This is a genomic window from Enterovibrio norvegicus DSM 15893, from assembly GCF_900115495.1.
In the GTDB taxonomy this organism is placed as follows: Bacteria; Pseudomonadota; Gammaproteobacteria; order Enterobacterales; family Vibrionaceae; genus Enterovibrio; species Enterovibrio norvegicus.
Genome location: NZ_FOWR01000031.1, coordinates 33,256 through 55,584, shown reverse-complemented (window position 1 = coordinate 55,584; position 22,329 = coordinate 33,256). Strand labels below are relative to the sequence as shown.

Annotated in this window: 17 protein-coding genes; 7 read left to right on the top strand and 10 right to left on the bottom strand. The window is 47.8% G+C overall.

Features of this window, described 5'->3' with window-relative positions:
* The first annotated feature begins 8 nt into the window (after positions 1-8).
* The 6 genes from BM082_RS17980 (at position 9) to BM082_RS17955 (ending at position 10,339) form a co-directional block, all read left to right on the top strand.
* The gene (locus BM082_RS17980) at positions 9-1,610 is read left to right on the top strand and encodes a class I adenylate-forming enzyme family protein (protein ID WP_074928036.1); all 1,602 of its coding nucleotides are present in this window, start codon (positions 9-11) and stop codon (positions 1,608-1,610) included.
* Positions 1,607-2,755: an efflux RND transporter periplasmic adaptor subunit gene (locus BM082_RS17975; protein WP_017013058.1), complete on the top strand. Its 1,149-nt coding sequence runs from the start codon at positions 1,607-1,609 to the stop codon at positions 2,753-2,755. Before BM082_RS17980 ends, BM082_RS17975 begins: the two co-directional genes overlap by 4 nt.
* On the top strand, positions 2,752-6,030 hold the full coding sequence (locus tag BM082_RS17970) for an efflux RND transporter permease subunit (protein ID WP_074928034.1): 3,279 nt from the start codon (positions 2,752-2,754) through the stop codon (positions 6,028-6,030). Before BM082_RS17975 ends, BM082_RS17970 begins: the two co-directional genes overlap by 4 nt.
* Positions 6,031-6,229: 199 nt before the next feature.
* The gene (locus BM082_RS17965; RefSeq protein ID WP_017017524.1) at positions 6,230-7,282 is read left to right on the top strand and encodes a cytochrome-c peroxidase; all 1,053 of its coding nucleotides are present in this window, start codon (positions 6,230-6,232) and stop codon (positions 7,280-7,282) included.
* Positions 7,275-9,605 carry an ATP-binding protein gene (locus BM082_RS17960; RefSeq protein ID WP_074928032.1) on the top strand — a complete coding sequence of 777 codons (2,331 nt, stop codon included), beginning with the start codon at positions 7,275-7,277 and terminating at the stop codon, positions 9,603-9,605. The genes BM082_RS17965 and BM082_RS17960 overlap by 8 nt, the downstream gene beginning before the upstream one ends.
* A 338-nt stretch (positions 9,606-9,943) precedes the next feature.
* Positions 9,944-10,339 carry a nuclear transport factor 2 family protein gene (locus tag BM082_RS17955; RefSeq protein WP_074928030.1) on the top strand — a complete coding sequence of 132 codons (396 nt, stop codon included), beginning with the start codon at positions 9,944-9,946 and terminating at the stop codon, positions 10,337-10,339.
* Positions 10,340-10,689: 350 nt separating this feature from the next.
* Here BM082_RS17955 and BM082_RS17950 read toward each other — a convergent pair whose 3' ends face one another.
* The 9 genes from BM082_RS17950 to BM082_RS17910 all read right to left on the bottom strand — a co-directional run bounded on the left by BM082_RS17950 (position 10,690) and on the right by BM082_RS17910 (position 20,564).
* Entirely contained in the window at positions 10,690-11,385 is a 696-nt protein-coding gene (locus BM082_RS17950; protein ID WP_017017521.1) for an ATP-binding cassette domain-containing protein, read from the bottom strand.
* Positions 11,385-13,109: an ABC transporter permease subunit gene (locus tag BM082_RS17945; protein ID WP_017017520.1), complete on the bottom strand. Its 1,725-nt coding sequence runs from the start codon at positions 13,107-13,109 to the stop codon at positions 11,385-11,387. The genes BM082_RS17950 and BM082_RS17945 overlap by 1 nt, the downstream gene beginning before the upstream one ends.
* The gene (locus tag BM082_RS17940; RefSeq protein ID WP_017009289.1) at positions 13,087-13,938 is read right to left on the bottom strand and encodes a branched-chain amino acid ABC transporter permease; all 852 of its coding nucleotides are present in this window, start codon (positions 13,936-13,938) and stop codon (positions 13,087-13,089) included. The genes BM082_RS17945 and BM082_RS17940 overlap by 23 nt, the downstream gene beginning before the upstream one ends.
* A gap of 50 nt (positions 13,939-13,988) precedes the next feature.
* The gene (locus BM082_RS17935; RefSeq protein WP_074928028.1) at positions 13,989-15,158 is read right to left on the bottom strand and encodes a substrate-binding domain-containing protein; all 1,170 of its coding nucleotides are present in this window, start codon (positions 15,156-15,158) and stop codon (positions 13,989-13,991) included.
* Positions 15,159-15,204: 46 nt separating this feature from the next.
* On the bottom strand, positions 15,205-16,611 hold the full coding sequence (gene iaaH / locus BM082_RS17930) for an indoleacetamide hydrolase (RefSeq protein WP_074928026.1): 1,407 nt from the start codon (positions 16,609-16,611) through the stop codon (positions 15,205-15,207).
* 252 nt (positions 16,612-16,863) lie between these two features.
* Positions 16,864-17,652, bottom strand: coding sequence for a helix-turn-helix transcriptional regulator (locus BM082_RS17925; protein ID WP_229491603.1), 789 nt, complete (start codon positions 17,650-17,652; stop codon positions 16,864-16,866).
* 54 nt (positions 17,653-17,706) lie between these two features.
* The gene (locus tag BM082_RS17920; RefSeq protein ID WP_017009285.1) at positions 17,707-19,008 is read right to left on the bottom strand and encodes a TRAP transporter large permease; all 1,302 of its coding nucleotides are present in this window, start codon (positions 19,006-19,008) and stop codon (positions 17,707-17,709) included.
* Entirely contained in the window at positions 19,001-19,555 is a 555-nt protein-coding gene (locus tag BM082_RS17915) for a TRAP transporter small permease (protein ID WP_074928024.1), read from the bottom strand. Before BM082_RS17915 ends, BM082_RS17920 begins: the two co-directional genes overlap by 8 nt.
* Positions 19,542-20,564, bottom strand: a complete 1,023-nt coding sequence (locus BM082_RS17910) for a TRAP transporter substrate-binding protein (protein ID WP_241826621.1) — start codon at positions 20,562-20,564, stop codon at positions 19,542-19,544. The genes BM082_RS17915 and BM082_RS17910 overlap by 14 nt, the downstream gene beginning before the upstream one ends.
* A 596-nt stretch (positions 20,565-21,160) precedes the next feature.
* On the opposite strand from BM082_RS17910, the gene BM082_RS17905 reads away from it, so the two are divergent.
* Positions 21,161-21,580, top strand: coding sequence for a nuclear transport factor 2 family protein (locus tag BM082_RS17905; protein WP_017013048.1), 420 nt, complete (start codon positions 21,161-21,163; stop codon positions 21,578-21,580).
* 143 nt (positions 21,581-21,723) lie between these two features.
* On the opposite strand, the gene BM082_RS17900 is transcribed toward BM082_RS17905, so the two are convergent.
* On the bottom strand, positions 21,724-22,323 hold the full coding sequence (locus BM082_RS17900) for a phenylacetic acid degradation protein PaaY (RefSeq protein WP_074928022.1): 600 nt from the start codon (positions 22,321-22,323) through the stop codon (positions 21,724-21,726).
* Between the last annotated feature and the right edge of the window lie 6 nt (positions 22,324-22,329).

The window sequence follows — 22,329 nt, the reverse complement described above, 5'->3', positions numbered from 1 at the left end:
ATATCCCGATGAAAACGACACTTTACGATCAGTTGGTACAAATCCAACAACAGCAACCGAGCAAGGTTTGTCTGAGCGACGCGAAGAACAATTGGACGTTCACAGATTTGCTCGACAAAACCAACAGCCATGCAGAAGCACTCGCAAAAGAAGGCTTAGGGCTGGGCGATCGCCTGCTATACATTGCTGGTCGCGGCATGAACACCTTGCCGTTGCTGCTGGCGGCCAACAAACTGGGTGTGCTGTTCGCGACCATTGATGCACGTGCCGATCAGTTGAAAAACCAATCCATCATCGACCAGTACGAAGCGGACATACTGCTGATTGCGCCGGAGCATGCAGCAAAGGCCAGCTATCAGTTGAGCTACTATCGCGCGTTGGACACCGCCTCGTTGGATGCGCCTGGTTGGATCAGAAATGACCGCGCTACTGGCGTAAACGAAACCAATGTGCCTGCACAGCAACGCAACCGCAAACCTGTGGCGAGCGACATTGGTTTGGTGTTCTTCACATCAGGTTCTACAGGCCGTTCTAAAGGCGTGGCACTGAGCCATTCCAATGTGTTGTTTGCGGCGCAATCCATCATCGAGTATTTGGAAATTAGTGGCGATGACGTGATTTATAACGCGCTGCCGCTGAACTTCGATTATGGCTTCTATCAAATCCTGTTCCCACTGTTCACGGGCTGTCAGACCTTCTTGACTAACTCTTTCATGATCCCGCAGAAGAACTTGATGGAAGTGCAGAAAATCAGCGCGACCCATTTCCCTATCGTGCCGTCGATGGCGCGTTTGATTAAGCAATTCGGCAGTGCCAAGCAACTGGAATCGGTCACCACCATCACCAATACCGGCGAAGCGATTCACCGCGGTGAAGTGGAATACATGCAGACCATTTTCACAAACTGCCGTTTCTTCTCCATGTACGGCTTAACCGAGTGCAAGCGCACCACCTGGCTACACCCTGACGAATACGCGAAGAAACCGGACAGCGTGGGCATTGCCATTCCCGGTACACGCATCGAGATCTTGGATGAGAACAACCAACCTGTTCCGGCTGGCACCGAAGGTCAAATCGTGGTGTCTGGCCCGCATGTGATGACGGAGTATTTGGATAACCCAGACGCAACGCGTAAGGCGATTTTCTTTGATGAAAATGACCGCCAGAAGAAACTCGCGACTGGTGATTTCGGACGCATGGACAGCGACGGTTATCTCTACCTCAGTGGCCGCAAAGACGAAGTGTTCAAGATTGATGGCTTGAAATATTCCTGCAAAGAGCACGAGCAGTGGTTGAAATCGCAGCCTGAACTTCGCGATGCCTGCATTTTAGTGAATGCCGACACCATGGCGATCACGGCCTTTATTGTGGAAGAAGTGGGCGAATCAATGTCTGACGAATTGCTGCGCGAACGCCTGTTGAAACGCTCTGCCTTGTCATCGCATTTGCCGAAACGTGTCGAACGCTTGGTGGACATTCCTATCAACGACAACGGCAAGCACAACAAGCAAAAGCTGAAGCAAGCCCTGCTCGACGGTGACCTCGTTGAATGGCAACTGCCAGAGCCAATCACTCATGTTCAACCAAGACAGTTAGCAGAGACACTATGAACAATAAACTCGCGCTTCTTATCCCGGTGTTAACCGTGGCACTCGGTGTCTCCGTCTATTCTGTGGCGGGCGTGAAGAAAAAAGCACCTGACACCGATATTCCCGCAGGCTTTCAAATGAAAACCGTGGAAAGCCTGTTGGTACAGACGGAACACCGCAACAAGATGTATCAATCCGCTTGCATGATTGCCCCACAGAACATTTACCACCTTGCCCCCAAGGTGGAAGGGGAAGTGGTGTATGTACGCAAAGGCGGCCATCGGGTGAAGAAGGGCGAGTTGTTGCTCGAGATTGAAAACGAATCGGTGCGTTATCACTACCAAGTGGCGCAAAACAATTTGCGCCTCAATGAACTGAACCTGAAACGCTACCGTTCACTCCGCGTGAAAAATTCGAAACAAGAAACCGATGAACTGCAATTGAAGGTGGATAACCTTCGCGCAGAAGTGGCGTATCAACGTTCACTGTTTGAGTCTTTCAAGTTCTACGCGCCGGAAGACGGCGTATTCGAAACGCCGTCTGTGAAGCAATATGATCGCGTAAACCCTGGCGTGTCTGTCCTGACGTTTTACGGTAACCAAACTTTCGAGTTCACCTCGAAAATCCCACTCCATATTTTCTCGTCTATCGCGCTACGGGATGAAATCGCCCTGCGCTCCGTCGATAACGGTGACGTAATTGCCACGGCGCAATACAGCCATCATGAGCCGGAAGACAACGGTGAGTTTGTCACTCTTTACGGCACATTGACGCCTGATGACGTGGTGATGGAAAGCACAGGCACACCCGCAAGTTTGGTGAACCATTCGCTGTTCGAACGCTGCACATCTAACTTGCCGCTGCAACATGCTGATCAAGGCATTTTCCTTGAAAACAAGTATGTGCATTTGGATTACAAAGGCTTCTATGTGTTCAAGCTTGATGGTCGCCGCGTGAAGAAGAACTACGTGCAAGTCAGTTGGTATGACGACGGGGTGTTAGAGCTGGAAAGCGGTGTTTCCGAGGGCGACCGCATCGCCACCGCAGGATCATTCAAGTTACTTGATAACGAATTGGTTCGCGTAAAAAGACCTGAACCAAAACGCGACACGCCGACAAGCACGGAAACCAATGACACTGAACAACTGGTGGGAATGATCCGATGAAACCTGATGCGATGAAAAAGAGCATGGAGAACCCAGCGACCTCTTGGCTAGGACGCTATTTCGAATCGCGCATGGGCTACATCATTCTGATGTTGCTCATCACAATGTGTGGATTGGCCGCACTGAAATTCGTCACGCTAACGTCCTTCCCCTACTCGCGCAGCAGCACCATTTTTGTTTCCGCCCAATTTTACGATAAGCCTGCGAAGTACATCGCCACTCACGTGGCGAGCGACATTGAAGACATTTTCGCGGAACAAGACGGGCTGGAATATACCCGCTTAACCGTGGGCAACAATTCACTGCGCGTTACGGGGAAGTTCGACAAAAGCGTGGACATTGATGCCGTCGCCCGCGATATCAGCAACCAGCTCACCAACCGCCCTATGGTGCAAAACAACCTTGATGAGCTGACATCCGGCTTAGACAAAGGTGATTTCGCCCCTGATTTGGGGTACGTATTTACCTCTAACGCACGTTCAGACTCATTGGTCAGTCGACTGTTGGAAAGTGAAATCACCCCCATTCTTCGCAGCTTACCCGGCATTCAATCGGTCGCCCTTTATGGCCCGAGCGATGCGATTTACATCGATGTGGATCAAGACCGTTTAAACGCGGCAGGTCTAGCACTGAACCAAGTATATGACACCGTGCAGTCGGCATTTACCCAGCCTGCGAGCTATTTGGTGGACGGTGAAAACTACGAGATTTATCACCACAAAGACGTCGATAACGGCATTCAAAAAATGGCGACCTTGCGCCTTGAAGATGATGGCGCGCAAGGGGTTCACGCCTTATCCGATATCGCGACGTTTCGCGTTGCCAACGAATACACCCGCGTAAAAGCCAAGTTCAACGACAAAGACGGCGTGGTGATGCTGGCGACCTTCGATGGCCGCGCAAACCCGCTTTCCGTTTCAACCGAAGTCAAAACCATGATCACCGATTTTCTGGTCGGTGAGCCTGACATCAAAGCGCAGGAAATCATGGACAGCACCGTGATGCTGTATGGCTCTATCAAGGAAACCCTGCTGTCGATTATCTTGTCTATCGCCGTGACGTGTTTGATCGTGTATTTCACGACACGCTCTGTGGCCTCGGCCTTTGCCATTTCTCTGTCGATTCCCCTTTCGTTACTGTTGGCCTTTGCGTTCTATTCCGTGTCGCTCGAGTCCATCAACCTGATCACGATTACTGCGCTTATCATCGCCATTGGCCTCGTGGTGGATGATTCCATTGTGGTGACAGATTACTTGAACGGACACAGTGCAGCGCCAACCACAGCCAGCACGCAATCTAGCAGCCAACTGATGCGATTACGCGCCATCTTGATGGTATTGGTTGCTATCACGCTTACATTGGTGGTTGTGTATTTACCGTATATTTTCTCAAGTGCCGATTACAGTGTGGTCAGCAAAGAGTTCGGCATCGCCATTTCCATCGCCCTGCTGTGTTCTTTGTTTGTTTCTGTGCTTATCACACCCAAGCTGTTGCCGAGCGCTCGCGCTCATGTCAATCAAGTGGCAAATAACACACCACATAACACAGCAAGCAACGCCAAAAGCGAGGCGTACCAAAACCCAGTGTTACGCGCGTATCACCAATCCCTGTGCCTTTTCGCAGAAAGCCGCGTGATCCGGTCGCTGACTGCTGTGGTCATCATGGGTGTGTTAGTCGCGGGGTTCTTTTCATGGCAAAACAGCGACAGCGAAGTCGCGCCACCGGAAGACAAACGTTTGTTGTTGGTACTGAGTGAAGTCAGCCCGAATGCAACGTCATCAGACGTTCAGGCACAAGCCAGCAAACTGACGCAACGTATTTTGGCGCTGGATTGGGTGGATTCCACCAACTATGTCACTGGCCTGCCTGACAGCAATATGATCACCCATTATGTCCGCCTGAAAGAGCCAGTCTCTGGCTCGCAGGAAAACGGCGACAATCTTGTGTGGTGGGAACACATCACAAAACCCATTCAAGAAACAGCTCAACAGTTCGTCGATAATCCTCAGAAGAATAACCTTCTGGTGGAACAGTCTAAGCGCTTGGCGTCACTGCTCGCCCAAGAAACCTTGAGCCGTTCGTTTGTGATTTTGCCAACGGACATTCCAGGCGCATCCACCTTCCCTATCGACATGGCGATCATGGGCAGCGACACAGAACAAGTGCTAGATAAAGTCGAAGCGGCATTGAGAGAAGCGCGTGCCACCGGGCTTTACGAGTTCTTGGTACACGATGCCAAGTATGTGTCGAACCAATTCAACATCGATACCTTAGTGGATACCACAACCTACGGCAGTGCGGAACGTCGCTACTTTGCGTCACTCATCGCGGCGTTTTCCCAACCAAACTATATTGGCAAAACACCTCATGCGAACGACAACGTAAAAGTGTATCTCGGCGTCAGCCCGTCAGATCGTCAAAGCATGGTAGAAGGCACAACCACCATCGATGACTACACCTTGTATGACGATGGCTACCGTAAAATCATGAAAAGTGCGATTCAGCATGTTGAGCCGTCTTTTGAACCGCTTAACATCAATAAAACCAACGGCCTGCCAAGTGTTCAAATTCGCGGTATTACGTTGTCTGGCGTGAACAAGTACGATGCAATTCATACCTTGAAAGACATTCTGATGTCGAAAGGCATTGCAGAACACAACATCACCTTTATTGGCTCAAGCCGCTCGATTTCGTCGTCAGTGACCGAGCACATGAACATTACCTTGTTCTCGCTACTGCTGATTTTCTTGCTACTGACGGTGCTGTTTGATTCTGTGGTCGCGCCGCTGATCATCGTGCTTTCCACGGTGCCAGTGACCTACTTTTCGGGGTATATCGCGCTGGATATGTTTGGTCTGTCCGACAACATTTATACGCGGTTGTCGATTCTGACGGCGGTGGGTTTATCGTCGAAACAAGCGGTGATCATGGTGTATGAAGTGATTCGTATTGCGCGTGAGCATGCAGACCCAGCTAAGCTGAAAGACGCCATTATTGAAGGCTGCTCTCAGCGCTTTAATGCGGTGTTTATGACCTCGTTTTCGCTGATCCTTGGTGTGCTGCCGTTGGTGTTTCAATTTAACTTTGGCGCAGTGGCTAAATACAACATCGCGGTGGTGATTGTGTTCTGCATGACCACGTCGTTCTTCACCGTATTGTACTTAGTGCCTTTAGTGATGATGAGTATGCCAAAACGCGCGTACAACACCTTGCTAGGGTATGTAAACACCGCCAATGAACACGTAATTCAAGGCCATAAAGCACGACCTATTTAAATACGCACAAAAACGGCAAGCTGAGCTTGCCGTTTAATTGGCAAATACAAATACATGACGCCTTGATTGATCTGGAACATCCGTGACAATAAATTCATTATTTTATAAATATTTATAACAGTATTTAGAAGAAAACAGATTAGACAAACATAGATGTTGAACTATGCTTTATGCATGAACTTTCATACACATAAAGCATATGGTTTATCGTCGAGTTTTGCTTATCGGGTTGCTGTCCCTCATTATCGCAATAGGTGTAGGGATTCTCTTTGCACCTGTTAGTTCGCTCATAGACAGACAAGAGCATGATTCACACAGTCACGGAACAAATGCAGACATAAACTCCCTCTACCAAAACGCACTCGTTTTTCCCATTCCAAGTCACTTTGATTATGACCTCCCACTGATCAGAGTAGGCTGGACCTTATTCAGAGACGAGGGTCTCTCATCAAACAACAGCGTAAGCTGTAACAGTTGCCACAATCTTCAAACAAACGGCGCTGAAATCACGCCCGTCTCTGTTGGCGTGGGCGGGGCAGGCTCACGAAATTCATTGACGGTTTTCAATGCCGCGCTGAACTACCGATTCTTTTGGGATGGAAGAACAAATAGCTTGAAGAAACAAATGGACGGTCCTGTCCACGCGCCGTTAGAAATGGCGTCGTCTTGGGCTGCCATTGTTGACTATGTTGCTTCTAAACCCGAGTACAGAACCCTGTTCGATGAGGCAAACATTTTACCCATCAGCGCTGATTCCATTCAGCATGCGCTTGTTGCCTTTCAAGAATCACTACTGACCCCAAACTCTCCTTTTGACCGCTATCTTAACGGTGAGCAATACGCCATTGACTCATCGGCCAAACAAGGTTGGATAGCCTTTCAAAAGTTAGGGTGCATTAACTGCCATCAGGGACAAAATATCGGTGGAAGCTTGATGCAACGTTTTGGCTATTATGACAACGCCACTTCAGACGGGAAAAAAGCCAATGAAAAAGACATGGGCCGTTATCTCATCACCCAACAAAATGCAGATAAATACCTGTTTCGCGTTGCCAGCTTGAGAAATGTTGCCGATACACCGCCCTACTTTCATGACGGCAGAACAAGCAATTTAGAAGAAGCCATAGAGATCATGGCGAAGGTTCAATTAGGACACGCCATAGAACCAACGGTAATAAACGATTTATCTGCTTTTCTGCATTCACTCAGTGCGCCAAGGCCACAGGTTCTGGAGATACTAGAACGTGAATAAACTTGCTCATCTCCGGTATGCTTTTCTCGTTTTGTTTGCCGTGTTATTGCTAATAGCGACAAACGGTTACAACGTGAAGAATCAATTGACTCACCTCAACATTGAGGTAACGACGCTAGGCCATGAAATCTTGTATTTGCGCGATGAAGCTATCGCATTCAATTCTGGTCATTCTGTCACGCCTCATGTGATCACACGTGGCGTAGTTAACACAGAAAGAAGGCTGGAAAGCTTTGTATCAAATACTCACGGGTCTCACGTCGAAGTTTTTAATCAAAATACGCAACGCATCGACAGTGCTATAGATTACTTTTCCGAAGAATTTCGACACCTTACACAGTCTATCGACAACCTTATTGCGTTAATCATCACGCGAAACAGTGCCCTTCATACTCTCTCAGAACGCGATAAATCTATTAACACTTTACCCGCAGAAATCGCTGCCAGTTTGCACCTTTCAAACGAGCAAAACATGCACTTTATAGAGCGATACAATGCATTGAACAAAGAAATCTCACTGCTGATTAACGACATGGTAATTGGCCATCGCGGAGAGTTTGTCGAAGCGACGGAAAGTGAGTTAAAAGAAATGGAATTTCACACTTTTCAGATGTCTGTGGTGTTATTCAGTCTTTCACTTTTAAGCCTCATTGGTTTCATTCTCTTATCTTCATGGCATCGTGTTGATAAATTGAATGAGTTAAACCAGAAACTGACTGAAATGACAGAAAATGCTGAGCGCGCTAATCAAGCCAAATCACTTTTCTTGGCCACAATGAGCCATGAACTCAGAACACCCATGAATGGCGTGCTCGGCATGGCACAACTTATCGCGGATGAAACACAGGAATTATCAACGAAGAAAAACATTCAGATCATCAACGATTCTGGCGAGTATTTGGTCACCATCCTCAATGATATTTTGGATTTTTCTAAGGTCGAACAGGGGCTTATCGAAATTGAATATCACCCTTTCAAGTTCCATCAACTCATTGATCCCGTGACCAATGCGCTGCGTCCTATTGCCAACGAAAAAGATATTATTCTCGAAGTAAAAAGTAATATTTCCGAAGACATCACCTTTATTGGTGACAGTTCTCGCTTTCGCCAAGTACTTTTTAACCTTGTGGGTAATGCCATCAAGTTCACCAACAAAGGCAGTGTGAAAATCATCTGCGATTATAAAGTAAGTGAAAACCAACTGGGAATGTGGATACAAGACACAGGGGTGGGTATTTCGAAGGACAAGCTCACCGATATCTTTGAACCTTTCCGTCAGGCAGAGTCGTCAACCACACGCAAATTTGGGGGGACAGGGTTAGGTTTGTCGATCGTGAAAAATATCATCGAAACCATGAAAGGCGCCATTAGTGTGGTCAGTGATGAAGGCCAAGGCAGTACCTTTGTCATCACCGTGCCACTGGATGTTATTGACGAATGTGTAGAAGACGTCGAAGTACTTGCAGCAAAGCCCCGTATTTCTGCCATTGAATCGCTTGATATCCTAATTACAGATGACAACGCTGTGAATGCCATGGTCGCTAAACGTTTATGTGAAAAAATGGGGCACCAAGTAGATATTGCTGTGGACGGGCAAAAATCCATTGAGGCACTAGAAGCAAAACCCTATGACCTGATTCTTATGGACAAACACATGCCTGAGCTCGACGGCATTGGCGCCATCCATTATATCCGTCAAAAAATGCGCTCTCCCGTTATCATTTTTGCCTGCACGGCTGATGTGTTTAAAGAAGCCCACGACGAATTCTTGGACATTGGTGCTAATCATGTCCTCACTAAACCGATCCAAAAAAGCAGCATTGAAAGCGCCATTCAACATTTTATGAATGATTTCGAACGACTACGAAATGCTCGTGGTATCACCACACAAGGTGCCGAAACCTCGAATGTCGTTTGTTTATCGAGAATGCCGAAAAGCGCACTGCCGATGACGGAAGAAGAACTGTCATCTAGCTCTACGCTCGCGGTTTTCGATGACGATAAAGAAGAGCAACGCTGCTTAATTTTACTCATGATAGAGGAGTTTGAAAAAGCCTCTGACAACCTCATTAACGCCTTTAGTCGCGGGGATCTTGATATGCTCTTCAATGCCTTGCATGTGGTAAAAGGGACTGCATTGAATTTGGATATGCCAAGCTTGGCTAAACTCGCTAAAGAGAACGAAGAAAAGGCCAGAATGAACATTTCACCAGGATCGACAACCTTACAGAAGATCCTCAACCTGATGTCGGTAAATATCCAACAAGCGAACCGTATTTTAGACTTGCACACAGCGGACAAAGCGGAAAAACAAATTAATTGAGAAAAGGGGCGACTGCACACTCAGCTCTGTGACTCGCCTCTGTGACTTGCCTTGAATCTGTTGATACGGAACCGAAGAGGACCGCAACGATCCCCCTGACATCTATACCAATCCCCCAACCTGACCCTCACCTGAACAAAACCGTCACATAAGCAATACAATGAAGCCTGAAAGTGTTTTATTGGTCATTTTTTAGTACCAATGAGAACCATAACAGCCCTCTAGTTCATCAAGATGATTACATCTAAGCTTCTATCGCACTTGAGAAAACTGTAAGTATCAATGCAGTGTCGCTTTCTGCGGCGCAATTACTTCATATTCATGCGAGGCAAAACAACATGGAAGCTCAAAACATTAAAACAATAGAAACCTACTTTTCAGCCTTGGCGACAGGAGACATGGCAACATTTTCAAGCCTTTTCGCAGATGACGTTGTATGGGTCCAACCCGGTAACAATGCATTTTCAGGTATAAAAAAAGGCTTCAATGAAGTTGGCGCAATGGTGGGTGGTATGATGGAGGCATCAGGCGGCAGTTTTGTCGTGAAGCCGACGAGTAATCCAATGGCAAATGGCGATTTTGTCTCTATTGCAGTGACATTCTCTGGTAAAACCCAAACGTCTTCTATTGACATGACTGGCGTTGATTTATTCCAACTCAAAGACAATAAAATTGTCGGTGTTTGGCTTTTCTCTGATGATCAAGCCGCCGAAGATCAGTTCTGGGGAAAGTAACTACAAGCAAGTTATCTTGGTTCGCTCGGCTGAATGAACCCTGACTAGGGTCCTGTATCCCTATCTCAATAGCATTAATCCAGATACGAAAAAGCCCGCTCGCTCTTTATTGTCAGAGCAGGCGGGCTTAACCTTATTTGGCGGAGCCAAGAGAAATACGAAAGCGGTATTTACCTCTCACTTCGCTCACGCCTTTTGGGCTGTCGCCTTTTCCAACTACGTTGCGGCTTTAGCTTGTATAGCCGAGAGATAGAGGCGAAAAGCGAAAGCAGATTGAGATAGAAAGATGCAACGCGGCAAGTTAACTTGCCGCCGATTGTGTCATTGCGAATGAGATGGATAACGCGGCTCTAAATGACCAACTCCTTCACAATTGACTCTCTTAAGGTTGGAGAAGCCGGATAACGCGAGATCAACTCTCCATGGTCTATCACCCAACAAGCACTGGCTATTTGCTCAATCAAGGTCAGATTTTGCTCCGCCACAATAAAGCTATGACCTGCACGTGCCTGCTCGATAATAATGTCACCCATTTTTTGAATATTCTCAGGTTGCACACCTTCGGTCGGTTCATCAAGCAAGGTTATAAGCCCTCCTTCTGCGATCGCCCGGCAAAAAGACACCAACTTCCTTTCGCCCCCTGACAGCTTTCCAGCCAGCACTTTATAACGCCTTTCAATGATGGGAAATGCCTCGACTAACCGCTTGGAAATAGGGTTATCCCCCCACATCCCGGTGAGTGAGAGATTGTCATACACACTCAACCCACTAAACACGGTCTGCTCTTGTAATCCATGGGTGATGTGTTTTTGTTGGCGTTCGAAAGCGTTACATCGTGATACATCACTCCCAGTAAGAGAAATACTTCCTTTCGTTATCGGTAAAGCACCCGAAAGTAGCTTCAACAAGGTTGTTTTCCCAACGCCATTGCGCCCCGCCAGACAAACCACCTCGCCTTTTTCCACAGCCAACGTCACGTCTTTCACCACGGTGATATCACCGTATCCTCCAGAAAGGTTTTTTACATCCATCAGTGATACAGGCATTACTTGGTTCCTCCTGCATAAATACTGCGAACATCCGTATTCGCGCGAACAGACTCAAAACTGCCAAGGCACAACATGGAACCGTGATTCATCACCAGCACTTCATCTGCAAGTTTTTCTACAACCTGCATGTCGTGTTCAATGATGACGCACGGTTTTTCTTCCCTTTCGACGTAGTCTTTGATGATGTTGATAAGCGACGTTGTTTCGACGGGAGACAGCCCCGCACAGGGTTCATCCAACAGCAAGAGGTCGGGCTCAGACACACATGTCATGACAAAATCAAGAAGTTGACGCTGACCCACTGACAACTCCCCCGCAGATACCTTACCTTCCTTAAGAAATGGAATGGCATCATAAAACGCGGCCAGTGAGGCGGTGACGTGTCCATATTCCGCAGAAAGATACATCGAACGCGAATAAGAACGTCGCGCCCATAGCGCAAGGTGAATGTTTTCTTCAACAGTTAACGTGGGAAACACCGAGGGAATTTGAAGCTTTCTACCAATACCTTGGCATGCTGCATCATAGGCTTTTTTAGGATGGAACCGTTCGCCTTTCCAAATGAGGCTACCAGAGGAAAGTGGGAGCACCCCCGTCATGGTATTAAACGCAGAGGTTTTACCCGCACCATTTGGACCGATCAAACACTGCACCCCTTTCCCGCCTAAACGCATTTGCAGCGTAGAAAGAATCGAGACTTCGCCTATCGACACACAGGCATTGTCCATTTCCAATTCGGCGCAGCCATCAGGAGGGGTTGACTCACAAACCACCGCCGCAGAGTTATCCGCATATTTTCGTGATTTACATGTCGGTAACCACCCGAGCAATCCCTTGGGTAAAAAGAGAACCACTAGGATAAAAATGGTCGCAACGATGACCTCCCAATAAGGGAAGGTTTCTTTCAATTCACTCGACACCATTCCCATGACCACTGCACCAGCGATGGGGCCAATAAGAATAAATCGCCCGCCGACTGCCGCCCAAATAACGAATTCAGCGGAAAGAAAAAAGCCTAATGCGGTTGGAGTGACAATGCCTTGGTGTGCAGCGTAGAGTGCACCAGCTAAACCAGAAACAGCAGCACTGATGGCGAAAACTGCACTTTTGAGGTGATCACTTTTATACCCCAGAAGATCAACACGCTGTTCGTTGTCTCTTATTGCATTCAGCAACAGGCCAAACGGCGTGTTATCCATGTATTGCATGACCAACAAAATCACACCAACAACGGCAGCAATCACCCAATAGAGGTTTTCATAACGATCGGTTCCAGGGAGGTCACTGATGCTATTGAGGCCATTAAACCCGCCTGTCACGCCATCAAACACCAGGGCGAGTTGTGTCGCAAGCATGGCCACCGCAAGCGTGATCAATGAAAAGTAGGGACCCGCACTGGCGGTTCGAGAAAACACCAACCTTCCCAATAAATAAGCCGCAAGCGCCGGAAGTAGCAACGCATAGACAGTCCCCAATAATGCGGACGGGACGGTGGCTTCACCTTGGTTGACGTAACCAAACGCATACGCCCCAAGACCAAAAAATACCGCTTGTCCAAGAGGTAGAAAACCCGCTTTACCCCAACACAGTGACACGCTTAAAGCGGCTAAACCAAAAATAAGGTAAAGACCAACTTCATAAGCTGTATAGCTATCAATGAACAATGGCAACCCGAACAGTGCTGCCACCGCGTAGGTGTTAACGTTGCGAAATAATGCCATTGGGTTTCCACCATAAAAAGAAAATCGATAGCAACAAAACGCCGGTATATCCAACGACATTGTCAAAGATATTAGAAAGCGTCTGATTCAATCCACCAATCATGCCACTCCCCAAGATCACACCTTCAACACTGCCTAACCCACCAATCACGAGGGCAAAAAATGAAGAAAGTAAGTAATCCAATCCCATATAGGGATCAACTCTGACTAACGGCGCAATCAGCGCACCGGCTAGGCCTGCTGTGCTAACACCAAAAATAAACGTATACGATGCGAGCCTTTGCGTATTGATGCCCATGGCTTGTGCTAGCGATGGGTTGTCCACCATTGCGCGAATTTTTAAACTGGCCGGGCTTTTGCGAAACCAAATGTAGAGGGCTCCCACCAAGACCGTAATCAAAACGATCAAAACGAGTCGGTAAGCGGGATAGTCCACGCCGATGACGTCCAAGGTTCCAGGAATATACTGAGGGACATTTTGGTACTCTCGACCAAACAGCGCTTCAACCCCTTTTCTTATTAACATCGCGATACCCCAGGTCGCCAACAGGGTATCGAAGGGGCGTTGGTATAAGTGCTTAATGATGCCCCTCTCTATCAAAGCACCAACCATTGCACTCACAAAAACAGCCAGTAAAAGGCCCGCAGGCCAGGGCAAAGACCACTGGCTCGCGAGTACTGCGCTGTACCCACCCAACATGACAAACTCGCCGTGCGCCATGTTCATGACACCGAGCAACCCAAACACAGCTGCCAAGCCTATTGCCACGAGCGCCAGCACAGAAAGGCTATAAATCACATTCAATCCGTACAAAGTGAACACATCCATATGCGTCGCTCACTCCTAAGTCAATTTCAATTGATACATTGCGTTGTTATTCATCCACGGCAAGTGCTGTCGCTTGATACGTCGTTGAACGTTTCGACAACCTGAAAAACACCATCCACGGCTTTTGCCAGATAGATGTCTTTGTCCACATGGCCATTTATCAGTGTCATCTCGCCACGAGGAGAGGAAAATGAGGTCCCTTCAGAGACCTTCGCAATACTGCTCGCAGATAGAGATTTTGCATTGTTTGCAAGTGCATTGAGCAGCAATACACCGTCATAACAAGACTCACCCAGTGCATTCAATACAGGCGCGTCGTCACCAAATTTTTGGTAATAACGCTTGGAAAAGGCGGCAGCTTCCGGCGACCTGATGTTTTGGAAATAACCCGATGACGAATAAAGTCGCGCCGCATTTTCAGCACCAATACCGGCTAACGTATTCTCTTCAATCAAGGTGCCCAGTCGCAGTGCTTGTTTATCGAGTCCAAAGCTGGAAAATGCTCGATTAAAGCCAACAGACGCACCACCCACTAGGGTGACTAATACCGCATCTGCCCCGCTCGCTTTTATCTTCGCCAAGCTCGCATCAAAGTTATCAGCTGAGAAAGGTAAGTAATCTTCCCCTACCACTTCTCCACCCGCGGCCTTTATGTAGCCTTTTGCAGCCGTGTTCGTGTCGCGAGGCCAGTTATAATCGTTGCCAATCAGATACCATTTACTGACGGTCTGATTTTCCATCAACCACGGTATAACAGGCGATAACTGTTGAGCGGGGGTTTCACCGATCACATAGGTACCCGGCGCGCATTCTCCGCCTTCATAAATAGGCGTATAGATATACGGTATTTTGCCTTTAAATAAATCAGTCAATGCACCGCGAACGGCACTGTCATGCATACCGATCACAGCATCGACTTTCTCTCCCTTATAAAGTCGAACTGCGTTTTTCAGTGCCTCAGAGGGCGAGCCTCCCGCATCGGCATAAATCACTTCTATCTGCTTACCAAGCACCCCTCCCGCTTTGTTGATTTCGTCCACCGCCAGTTGCGTGCAGTTTTTGCAAGATGGTCCAAACAAGCCTGCTGGGCCAGATAACGTGATCATGACTCCGAGCTTTATTGTGTCTGTCGCTAATGCTTTGGTAGACACAAAAGCGGGAGACATCGCCACCAACAAGGCAGCACTCATCGACGAAGTTAAAAATTCGCGTCTTTTCATTGTTGTGTTCCTTACATCTATGGAAGTAGCGTTGTATGAGGGCGAATTACGCCCTTTGTTGAAAGGCGAAAACGGCTTCAAGCGCCTCTGCGATGGCAAGCAGTTGCTCATCGCTGCCGTAGGGGCCATCAATTTCAATACCGACAGGGAGGCCATCTCGCGTCAAGCCGATGGGCATGCTAATGCCCGGTATCCCCGCGTTACTGGCAGGGTCAGTGTTATGAATGAAGGTAGAAAAGGTAGGAAGGCGTTCACCGTTTAATTCAACGGTTTCATCGTCACCAATCGGCGCAGCGGGAAGTGCGGTTGTTGGAAAAATGACCGCGTCTACACCATATTTATCAAAGTATTCTTTATAGGCGTTTTGTAATTGAGGGCGCACCACATCAATGGCTTCTCGATACACCGACGTTGGCATCGCTCCATCTGATAATAATGAGGCCATTAATCCTCTGACATCAGGACTTAAGGTGTTATCCGCAACATCCTTAACACTCACATCGGGTACATTGGCACTCAGGTATTCAGGAAGGTTCTGCATAAATTCATAGAGCGCGATCGGGAAGCTACAACCTTCATTGAGTTCACCGACATTGGGAATATCAGCGTCAATCAACGTCACGCCCATGTCTGACAAAGTGTTTAAGGCTTTTTCGGTTAACCACGCGACGTCTTGATCAAGGTTGTCGTAAAAATATGCGCGGGGCACCCCCAATCTAATGGATGAAACCTCTTTTGTTTTATCGATAGACACATCGCGTTTATCCGCCATGATACGGTCAAGAATTCGACAGTCTCTTACGGTATTCGCCATTGGGCCTGCGGTATCACGCGTATGGCTTACTGGCACCATACCTGTTAATGGATAACGCCCTACCGATGGACGAAAACCAACAATACCGCACAAGGCCGCGGGGAGTCTGACCGATCCGCCAGTGTCTGTCCCAATACCTGCGGGCATGATTCCCGCCGCCACTGCCGCCGCAACGCCGCCACTAGATCCCCCTGGGATACGATGTTCATTCCACGGGTTTTTCGATGCACCGCTATACCCATTGTTAGTGGTAATGCCGAACGCGAGTTCGTGCATGTTACCCATGCCTCCCACCAACGCGCCTTGACCCATCAGTCTCGTGGCGACCTCAGAGGCACACGTTCTCTTTCCTGCCAATGCTTTCGTGGCCGCAGAAGCAGGAAGCACGCCCGTTTGAATATTGTCTTTAAAGCAAATCGGTATTCCGTTAAGCGCATCTCCAGCGCCACCACTTTCGTCCACGGCTTTCGCAGCCAGTCGTAACTGTTCCCAATCAACCGATATCAATGCATTGAGGTGCTTCAGGTTTTCAGCCCGTTCTATCACGGTGTTCACGTAAGCTTCACACGTTAAATCACCCGATTTAAAGGCAGTTTTCAGCGACTCTATGGTTAACGGCATCCCTTTACTTTCCACCATCTCTTACTCCTGAGATTTCACATTCCTTTACCTATTAGCATGAGACGAATGAATAAGAACCGCCATCCTCAACAATGAGGATATCGGCACCACGGTGAGCTGATTGGAGGTGTTGTTCGCGGTTTTGAAGGGTTTGGAAAGACAGAAAGAGGCATCTAGAAAAGCAACGGAGTCATTAATTCGCAACAAGTGATAAAAATAGACGCGGGCAATCTAGCCCCCCTAGATTGCCCGCCTTATGTCTATCACTCGTCAGTGAGTCAGCACTTTATGAATCAGTTGGGTTCGCCCGCTCACATGCAGCTTCTCAAAGAGATGTTTAATGTGGGTACGCACTGTTGTGAAGGACACACTGTACCGTCGGGCAATTTCTTTGTCCGACAACCCTTGAATCAAAGCCATACATACATCAACTTCTCGCGACGTTAAGTGATATTCCCGAACTAAAAAATCCGGGTTCATCGCCAAACTATGCTTTGTTTCACTCTCGAGGTCGGTTTTTAACTCGTCAATGACCTCCCTCTTTGATTTGGCTATCTTCATTCCATTGGTAAAGACATTGCCAAGTGCATTGACAATCTCGATGTCTCTTTTGGTGAAATCGTTGCGTTTTCGGCTCCGCCAAATTCTCAAATCACCAATATTATTTACACCGTCATGCGCATGAAAATTCAATCCATATGTCAGACCATCAACAGACAGAAATTCATTAAAAAACTCTGTTTGCTTCAACGCACTGTGAGGCATAATTTGGCTAACAGCTGTCGCTTGCTTTCGTCGTTGCAGCTTCGGCGTTATCGGGTCGTGATACTGAAAATACGCCTCGTAGTGCGTGAGATTGTCTTCTGACATGTTGATAGCAACGCGGTGTAAAAAACCGACTCGAGGACCATCCCAAACATAAGAAGCGAAATAGTCAGCATCAAGCAAGTTCAGCAAATACATCCCAACTTGTTGCCGCATTTCCGAACATTCCATGCCCGCATTGAGGCATTCTGCAATCTGAAAAACAGTGTGAGTTTCACGCATAGACAGGTTCATAACATCCCCCTGTAGTACCGGTTTATCGGGCGTTTAAGGTGTACTTAATCTCTGTCATCCATATAAGAAATCAGGTAAACCCAACGCCAAGGCTGGAATAAAGATAATGGCTAACAGACGAGCAATGTCGGCCACCCAAAAGGGCATAACGCCACGAAACACAGTGCGGCTACTTAAATCTTTAAACATGCCGCTGAGTACAAAGACGTTCATCCCCACTGGTGGCGTGATCAGACTGATCTCAGTCACCACCACCACCACAATGCCAAACCATATCAAGTCAAACCCCATGCTCTGCACCACAGGGTAGAAAACGGGCACAGTGAGCAACATCATCGACATACTTTCCAATACGGTGCCAAGCATCAGGTAAATCACGATGATCATCAGGAAGACCAACATGGGTTCGAGATCTTGCGTGGTCAGAAAGTGCACTAAGCCTTCAGGAAGCCCTGCGAGATTGATAAAATTAGAAAATATCAACGCACCCAGTACGACAAAAAAGATTTTCGCACTCATCGTTGCCGTTTCAAACAGCACCTCTTTCAGCAACGCTTTGGTCAATAAATCACGCAAATAAACAATCACTAACGCACCGAAACTTCCGATACCCGCCGCTTCTGTCGGGGTGAAAACACCCAGATAAATGCCCCCCATGATCACGGTGAACAACGCGGCAATACCGCTTATTCCTTTGTAGGCCTCCCGCTTTTCCGCGGCAGTCATCTCATGCCCTCTCGGGCCTGATTCTGGAGAACGCCAAACCACAAATTTGACCGCAACCAGATACAAAACAATTCCCATGACGCCAGGCACAAATCCAGCAGCAAACAGCTCACGGATACTTTGCTCAGTCAAAATACCGTAGATGATCAACGCCACGCTGGGAGGAATCAAAATACCGAGAGTGCCACCGGCTGCGATGCAGGCAGAAGCAAGGCTGTCGGCATACCCGAAACGGCGCATGGAAGGAATGGCGACACGCCCCATTGTTGCGGCGGTCGCAAGGCTTGAACCACAAATCGCAGAGAACCCGCCACACGCGGTAATGGTGGCCATCGCCATACCACCACGATGATGCCCCACTAACGCATTTGATGCCCGAAACAGTTCAATGGACATGCCCGATCGGCTGATAAGGTTTCCCATCAAGATAAACAAAGGAATCACACTCAACGCGGGATCTTGCAGTGTGTCGATCATTCTCCGCGCACTGATAGAAAGGGCTGCTGTAAAGTTGAAATCAAGCAAAGAGGCATAGCCAACAACCCCTACCAAGGTCATGGCATAAGCGAGGGGCATGCGAAGCACACAAAGCAATAGCACCAAGACCAAACCAATGAATGCACTAATCATGACGATCTCCCTCCATCGATTGGAGGCGATGTTCCAATACAGCCGTGGTGCAAACAGCGCGAAGGAAGAATGCAAACGCACTCAAGAATAAACAGGCAGCAATCGCATACATTGCCCAAGACGCAGGTATTTCCAAGTATTCAGTGACAAGGCGTTTTCGATCAGCTCGCGTTGCCAATTTAAATACCGTCATGGCGAGATACACGCACCCTGCACTCAAACCTAACGCATAAATACGCTCGATCCACTTAGCAACACCAGGGCTGATGGCATCGGTGAGCAAATCCACTCTGATCTGATCATCTTTAAACACCAACAGAGGGAGCATTAACATCACGAGTACGAGCAACATAAAGCCCGTTAACTCACTCCCTCCCAGAATAGGTGTACCCAAAACGTAACGCCCTAATACATCCAACACGGTGAGTAGCATCATGCCGAACAAGGCCAACGCGCTTGTCCACGTGATAGCAGGAAATAAGTAGCAACACCCGTCTTGAAACAGCAGCCAGTAGTGCTGTCCAATTTTCGTATTACTGCGGGTCATTGCTCACCTCGTATGCCTTAGCGGTCTCACGAAATACTTTGAGCGCCGCTTCGGCATCCACATCGCGATCACTAACAGACGTTATCCACGTGCTATCAAGGTCTTGGGTGATCGCAGTGAAATACGCCAAATCCTGATTTGAGGCTTCCACAATCTGGTTGCCATTTTCACGCGCTACGCGTTCCGCCTGATCATCTGCAGCTTCCCACGCTTTGGCTGCCATGGCGGACAGTTTTTCACCCGACACGGCCAAAATGGCTTTTCGGTCACGCTCTGAAAGTTCGCTCAACACGTCTTCATTTAAAAAGATGCCGAAGCTTCCAAGGTACATACCATGTGGCAGTTTTAACGTGTAAGGGGCGACTTCGTGGAGTTTGAGTGCAGTTTTTGTAAACATAGGATTGAAAACACCATCAACCACACCTTGGGTAAGCATTTCGTAGATTTTATTGGCAGGTGCAGCAACCCCCGTCACACCAAGGCGCTCACCAATCGCAGATTGGATACCACCACCTACCCGGATTTTTTTGCCCTTTATTGCTTCAAGGTTGGGCAAAGGTTCACGCATGTGTATTTGACCTGGACCGTGAGTAAACACACCCACCAATTCAACACCCTCATGCTCACCCGCACTCGCAAGGTACTTTTGGTGAATACGCCAGTGCGCAACAGAAACGGCTTCTGCACCGGCATGATGATTGGGTAACTCTGCCAAACTGGTTAGCTTGAACTGTCCTGGGAAATACCCGTGATACGTCCATGCACCGTCAACGGCACCGTCTTCAACCAAATCAATAAGGCTGTTCGGGCTACCGAGATCGTAAACCAATGAAATTTTTACACGCCCATCAGTAGCCTCTTCAATCCATTTCCCCCACGTCGGCAATACCGTTTTATTCATTGCTGCGGCAGGAGATAACCACGTCGCGATTTTGAGTTCGACATTCGCCATCGCGCTCATGGGCAGTAAGAACCCCATTACCATCACAAGCAAAAATACCTTCTTCATAGAACCCCACAGACAATATGATACATTTAATGCGTATATTTAACATATAACGTAACACGTCATAACAAAACAGCAACATGGCAATAAATGTGAATCTTCTCTTTACTGAAACAAAACAGAATAAACACATTAAATCTCATAAACTTAATACATTACTCGCTGTGAATAAGGGGGAATAAAGGTGCTTAATTTGTGAGCTTGATAGGTGCTTAGGCGTAAAAATGTCGATAATCAAAACCGAATTTTATGCGGGATTTGCGCGAGAAATTTGAGGTTTCCAGTATTAGAGATGACCTCATGACTCATTTTTTCTAAAACCAACTAAAGTAATGAGTGATCACTTACTATATTGAATGCCAAAGAGCATCACAGTCTTATCTCGTTTCGCTGACATCAGTGTGGTCATCCACTATCAAAGCAACAACTAATGTAATGAAACGTCTCGAATGTTGCTCAATCTGCATCAACCGTCACGATATGATTTAACCAAACGTCCATTCAGAAGCGAAAGAATATTCAAGAGTGGGTGTAAGGTTGGATGACGAATGACCGACGGAATACAACGACATTTAGATGTTTTTACGTACGGAGGCAATATGTCAGCTTTTCAGAACGCGACAGAATTTTTCCATGCTTGTGAATCGGGTCGTGGGTGGGAGGCTTGTAGAGGCTTTGCTGAGCATGATGCTGGCTTTGACTCTCAAGCAACGGCACTAACGGATATCAGTACGCTTGAAGCCTATACCCATTGGATGCACGACATCATTCATGGCCCCCTTTCGGGTAGCCAATACGAATTAAACGAAGCGACTTACGACAACGAAAACAATACCGCCATTTTCTTCGGTACTTTTTTCGGTGTACACAGCGGTGAAGGCGGCCCAATTGCCCCTACCGGAAAGAAATGCGCAAGTCATTATGTGTACGTCATGCGATTATCGGACGAAGGAAAGATCACGCACATGACCAAGATTTGGAATGATGGCTGGGCACTAGCAGAACTTGGTTGGGTTTAATCATGCAATCGAAAAGTCGCCCAATGTAGGCGATTTTTCCCTTTTCTCACCCCTGAATTTATTGAGTTAAATGGTTCCACTTCGCCAAAAACGCGATTTCAACAGCTCAGTTCATCGGCTCGCAGAGCAAAGAAGCTCGCTTATCATTTGTCCGCAAATTTCGGCTTGATGCTTTCATCAATGACCATCCGCTTACGATCTGGCTCAACGGCGTTAAGAGGCTCTACTTCTTGCATGCTGGCAAGGCAACGCTCGGTCAGCTCAATATAACCATTCGTCCCGAGGCTTTTCCAGGTAACCTCTTCCTCTCTCAGTTCACGGACAACGTTGGCTGGGCTACCAAGTGCGAGCATTTTTGTAGGGATCGTTTGCTGAGACACGACAAGAGAATGGGCAGCGACAATGCTGTGTGCGCCGATAACCGCGCCATCCATCACCACGGTATTCATGCCAACAAGTGCTCCCTCTTCCACTATGCAGCCGTGCAATATTGCGCTGTGACCAATGTGCCCTCTTTCATGCACAACAACATCAACGCCGGGAAAAGCATGAATGACACAATTGTCCTGCACGTTGGCATTGGCCTTGATGTGAATTCTACCAAAGTCTCCACGTAGACTGGCAAACGGTGCAATGTAGCTACCCCGTTCAACAATAACATCACCAATCAGTACCGCTTCAGGGTGCACATACGCACCTTTTTCAACGACGGGCGATATTCCGTCCAAAGCATAACAGGGCATGACTGA

Bases quoted from the DNA above. Each gene is read 5' to 3' on its own strand.
- iaaH (WP_074928026.1), bottom strand. From the start codon at position 16,611: ATGGTGGAAAGTAAAGGGATGCCGTTAACCATAGAGTCGCTGAAAACT.
- BM082_RS17920 (WP_017009285.1), bottom strand. From the start codon at position 19,008: ATGATTAGTGCATTCATTGGTTTGGTCTTGGTGCTATTGCTTTGTGTG.
- BM082_RS17955 (WP_074928030.1), top strand. From the start codon at position 9,944: ATGGAAGCTCAAAACATTAAAACAATAGAAACCTACTTTTCAGCCTTG.
- BM082_RS17935 (WP_074928028.1), bottom strand. From the start codon at position 15,158: ATGAAAAGACGCGAATTTTTAACTTCGTCGATGAGTGCTGCCTTGTTG.
- BM082_RS17925 (WP_229491603.1), bottom strand. From the start codon at position 17,652: ATGAACCTGTCTATGCGTGAAACTCACACTGTTTTTCAGATTGCAGAA.
- BM082_RS17945 (WP_017017520.1), bottom strand. From the start codon at position 13,109: ATGGCATTATTTCGCAACGTTAACACCTACGCGGTGGCAGCACTGTTC.
- BM082_RS17900 (WP_074928022.1), bottom strand. From the start codon at position 22,323: ATGCCCTGTTATGCTTTGGACGGAATATCGCCCGTCGTTGAAAAAGGT.
- BM082_RS17975 (WP_017013058.1), top strand. From the start codon at position 1,607: ATGAACAATAAACTCGCGCTTCTTATCCCGGTGTTAACCGTGGCACTC.
- BM082_RS17940 (WP_017009289.1), bottom strand. From the start codon at position 13,938: ATGGATGTGTTCACTTTGTACGGATTGAATGTGATTTATAGCCTTTCT.
- BM082_RS17915 (WP_074928024.1), bottom strand. From the start codon at position 19,555: ATGACCCGCAGTAATACGAAAATTGGACAGCACTACTGGCTGCTGTTT.
- BM082_RS17980 (WP_074928036.1), top strand. From the start codon at position 9: ATGAAAACGACACTTTACGATCAGTTGGTACAAATCCAACAACAGCAA.
- BM082_RS17970 (WP_074928034.1), top strand. From the start codon at position 2,752: ATGAAACCTGATGCGATGAAAAAGAGCATGGAGAACCCAGCGACCTCT.
- BM082_RS17905 (WP_017013048.1), top strand. From the start codon at position 21,161: ATGTCAGCTTTTCAGAACGCGACAGAATTTTTCCATGCTTGTGAATCG.
- BM082_RS17950 (WP_017017521.1), bottom strand. From the start codon at position 11,385: ATGCCTGTATCACTGATGGATGTAAAAAACCTTTCTGGAGGATACGGT.
- BM082_RS17910 (WP_241826621.1), bottom strand. From the start codon at position 20,564: ATGAAGAAGGTATTTTTGCTTGTGATGGTAATGGGGTTCTTACTGCCC.
- BM082_RS17965 (WP_017017524.1), top strand. From the start codon at position 6,230: ATGGTTTATCGTCGAGTTTTGCTTATCGGGTTGCTGTCCCTCATTATC.